The organism is Protofrankia sp. CiP1_Cm_nod2 (assembly GCF_920664355.1).
Taxonomy (GTDB): Bacteria; Actinomycetota; Actinomycetes; order Frankiales; family Frankiaceae; genus Protofrankia.
This window is the reverse complement of the sequence record NZ_CAKKTL010000173.1, coordinates 6986-11296: the sequence shown is the minus strand read 5'-3', so window position 1 is coordinate 11296 and position 4311 is coordinate 6986. Positions and strand designations below refer to the sequence as shown.

The window sequence follows — 4311 nt, the reverse complement described above, 5'->3', positions numbered from 1 at the left end:
GGGCGGGCGGGCCGGGCGGGCCGGGCGCGGGCCGTGGGGCGGGCCGTGGGGCGGGCCGGCCGGAGCGCGTCCCACAGCTCCAGGCACAAAAATCACGATGTACTTCCCTTTGCCACTTTGATATTTCAAATTAATACGTTAGACGTTTCAATGACCTGGAACGGTTCATACGGTTACACCAGCGGCATTGGCGACCGGAAGCACCCGAAGCAGTGAAGAAAGCTCAGTGAGCTGCGTTATAAACGGGCCCAACGGACGAACGGGCGATTACCGTATCGACTATGGCGCCAGCAGGACTTTCCTGGCAGACGCTGCACGATGTCGGTGCCCTCGCATTGGTCGACACCGCTTCGCAACGAGCTGCCTCGGTCGTACGACCATGTACTCCCGAACTCGACATCACCGACATCGTGGAAGCCGAACGCCTGGTCCAGGCGTGGGCGGACGCGACCACCCGCCAGGAGGCGGAGGCGGCCCTGGCCACGCGCCTGCGGGTCGACTCCGTACGCCTCCTGCAGTCGTTGGGCTGGCTGCTGGCGATGTGGGCGGTGACCCTGCATCTGCGGACCGGCGAACAGCCCCACGTGGTCATCCGGTCGCTGACCTACCGCGGGGTGTGGCGCGGCGCGCAGGCACCCCTTTCGGAACATGTGTGGGAGTCGCTCAGCGAGCGGATCCGCGTCGGCGCGCTGGCCGCGCTGACCGGGGACGCGGACATCACCCACGCTTTCCGGCAGGCGGTCCAGCGGCCCACGGGCATCGACGAGGTGCTGTTGCACCACGCCCTGGTCGTGATGGACGACCTGGCCCGCAGCATGCATGCCATCGGTGTCGACCCGACCGGCCTCGCCCAGACCCTGGCCGTGTACACGGCGCAGCCGTCCGCCATTCAGCCCCCGTCCTTCCGTCCGTTGAAATGAGCACGATGAGCACCTGGGACGAACACCCGGAACGAGCACTTGGAACGAGCACGGTCGCCGCCGCCGCGGCGCCCCGGTCATGTGGCGTCGATGCCGATGGTGGGTATCGTGTCGTCAGGCCGCCTGCCGACAATGCCGTTGGCAGGGCTGACGTGGCAGTGCTGATGACGGTGCCGGCCGGATGACAGTGCCGGCCGGATGACGGTGCCGGCCGGGCATCCTCTCATGATGGTCGGCAATCGCTGATCGGGCCTGTGGCGGGTTACACCACAGCATGCGTCTCCCTACCATCCACGGCCGTCCGCGCGGACGGCACAGAGCATCCATGATCTTTGTCGCAGGCGGCCCGGGCTTCGGGCCGGGCGGTTCGGACACCCCTCAGGTTCCATGCGACAGTTGGATGTCCGGTGCGGCACGCATGGGAGCGGGTGGATGGGTGGAGCGGCGAGCGGGCCCGTGGGAACCAGCCAGGGACCAGCGGGAGCCAGGCGGGAGGCGGAGGCCTCCCCCGCTCGCCATGGTGTCGCCGCGACCGTCCACCGGACGCATCTGCCCGGCCACGACCATCGACGAGAGCACCACCGGACCGGAGAGCTGACGGTGACCACCTTGTCCGACCCGCCCACGGCCGGCTCCCCACCCTCCCGTCCCACACCCGCCGGCTCAGCGCCCACCGGCTCAGCGCCCACCGTTGCCGCGGGGGCGGCCGGGGCGCCGCGGGCCCGGCAGCGGCTGCGCACGGTGGAGATCGTCGAGGCCGCGCTCCTGGTCGATCTGGTCATCGCGATCTGCCTGGTCACACGTTTCCTCCCCTTCGGCTGGCTGCTCACGATCGTCGCGACGGTTCCGGCGGCGACGCTTGCCGCCCGGTGGCGGCTACGGGCGGCCTGGACGGCGATGGTCGCGGCGCTGGCGGTGGCCGTCCTCATCGGCGGCACCGGCTTCGCGATCACGATCACGTCCTGCATGATGACCGGCACGCTGCTGGGCGTCGCGCACCGTCGCCGCTGGGGCCTCGTACGCACCACGGCGGTCGGTCTCGTCGCGCTGTGGGCACCGGTGGCGCTCGGCATGAACGCGCTGTTCTACGTGCTCACCGATCTGCGGGCGCTGGTACTCGCCGAAATCGTCAACAGCTGGGACGGCGCCCGCAGCAGCCTCGTCCACGTCGGGATCGGCCCGGACAGCCCGGGCCTGCGCACCGCGGACGCGCTCCTGCGGTGGGGCGCGGAGCACTGGTGGGCGCTGCTGCCGATCGCGCTGCTGGCCAACACCAGCGTCAACGTGCTCACCGCGGCCGTGGTCACCCGTCCGGTGCTGCGCCGGCTCGCCGTCGGCGCGCCGGAAGCCCGGTCCGACCACCCGAACGCGCCCATATGGGCACCGGGGCCGGCGCCGGCGCGCCGGAAGCCGGCGGCCCGGGGGTGTCCGGAACCGCCCGCGGCGGAACAGCCTCCACATCCGCTGCCCGTCCGCCTGGAATCCGTCACCTACCGCTATCCCCATGTGACGCGGGATGCGCTGCGGGACGTGTCACTGACGATCCGGCCGGCCGAGTTCGTGGCGATCGTCGGCGGCAACGGCTCGGGGAAGTCGACGCTCGCCCGGATCATCAGTGGCTGGCATCCCACCGACGGGCGGGTGCTGCGGCCCGGCGACTGCGCGCTGGGCCGCACCGGCGGCACCGCTATGATCTTCCAACGTCCGGAGTCGCAGGTCCTGGGGGTGCGGGTCCTCGACGACGTCGTCTGGGGCCTGCCCGACGGCGCCACCGTCGACGTGGAGGCCCTGCTGGCGCGGGTCGGGCTCGCGAACGTCGCCGACCGCGAAACCGCCACGCTCTCCGGCGGGCAGCTCCAACGGCTGGCGGTCGCGGCCGCGCTCGCGCGGGCGCCCCGGCTGCTCGTCTCCGACGAGTCCACCGCCATGGTGGACACCGAAGGCCGCGACCAGCTCACCGACCTGCTGGCGCGGCTGCCGGACGAGGAGGGAGTCGCGGTCGTCCACGTGACCCATCACCCGGCGGAGGCACAACGGGCGCACCGCCGGATCGTCCTCGACGCGGGCCGGCTGACCTCGGCGAGCGCCCCGGCGGGCGGTGTGCCGTGCGCGTCCCCCTGGCGCCCGCCGCGGGCCCGGCCCGCGCAGTCCCGCTCGATGGCCCTCCCGTCACCCATCCCGCCGTCCAGCCCGGCCAGCAGACCCGCCACGCCCGCCATACCCGCCGCACCCGCCGCACCCGCCGCACCCGGCGCACCCGGCGCACCCGCCGCACCCGGCGCGCCTGTCACATCCGGCATACCCGCCGTGTCCGCCGTGGACGCCGCGGCCAGCACGGTCGGCATGCCCGCCGCGACCGACACGCCCGGCCCGCTGGAGCGGGCGGCGAGCCGGACTCCCCCGGTGGATCCGCCCGCGGTCATCCCCGTCCCACCGGCTCCGCCGGCCGCCGCTGTCCCGCCGGCCGTCCCCGCTCCGCCGGCCACCCCGGCTTCACCGATCAGACCGATCAGACCGGCCGTATCAGCCGGGTCGGCCGGGTCGGCCGCACCCGCCGGGCAGCGGCTCGCGCGGACGGCCGCGCTGGTCCGCCTCGACGGGGTGGGGCAGGTCTACTCGCCCCGGTCACCATGGGCCCGCCGGGCGCTGCGCGACGTCTCCTTCTGCCTGGACAGCGGTGAGGCGGTGCTGGTCCGCGGCCGCAACGGCTCGGGCAAGTCGACGCTGGCCGCCGTCCTCGCCGGTCTGCTGACTCCCTCGGAGGGTGCGGCCCACCTCGCCGGCCAGCCGCTGACCGCCTGCCCCGGCGAGATCGGGTTTGCCGTGCAGCACTCCCGGCTGCAGCTGCTGGCGCCCACCGTGGGCGCTGACGTGCGCGCGGCGGCCGGCGTGGGCGTGGCCGCCGCCGACGAGGCCCTGGCCGCGGTCGGGCTCGACCCGGAGCTCTTCCGGGACCGGCGGGTGGAGGATCTCTCCGGTGGGCAGATGCGCCGGGCCGCGCTCGCCGGGCTGATCGCCTGCCGGCCTCGGCTGATGATCCTCGACGAGCCGTTGGCGGGCCTGGACGCCCCGTCCAGGCGGATTCTGATCGATGTCCTGGTGAGCCTGCGCGCCCGGACCGGCCTGACGCTGGTGGTGATCTCCCACGACTTCGACGACATGGCCCGCCTGACCGAACGGATGCTCGTCCTGGAAGCCGGGCGACTGGTGCATGACGGACCGTTCACCGACGGCGCCACCGGAGACATACCGTGTCACCCATCCGCGCCGCTGCCCCATCCCCGGCCGGCCGGGGCCCGCACGGAGGCCGAACTCCTCGACGTCACTTCTAGTGATCGCGATAGTTTGAGTAATTGTGACGATACTTTCTGCATCCAGAACGGCACAGCCC

General features: G+C 72.7%; 2 protein-coding genes. Both read left to right on the top strand.

Going from position 1 to position 4311, the window contains the following annotated elements:
- Positions 1-281 precede the first annotated feature (281 nt).
- Positions 282-920 (top strand): hypothetical protein, encoded by a 639-nt coding sequence (locus NBW84_RS17585; protein ID WP_250285821.1) that lies wholly within the window; start codon positions 282-284, stop codon positions 918-920.
- 600 nt (positions 921-1520) lie between these two features.
- Positions 1521-4311 (top strand): DUF2232 domain-containing protein (locus NBW84_RS17580; protein ID WP_250285820.1); only part of this gene is annotated, 2791 nt, incomplete at its 3' end.

Coding starts and splice junctions, on each gene's coding strand:
- NBW84_RS17585 (WP_250285821.1), top strand. CDS start 282: ATGGCGCCAGCAGGACTTTCCTGGCAGACGCTGCACGATGTCGGTGCC.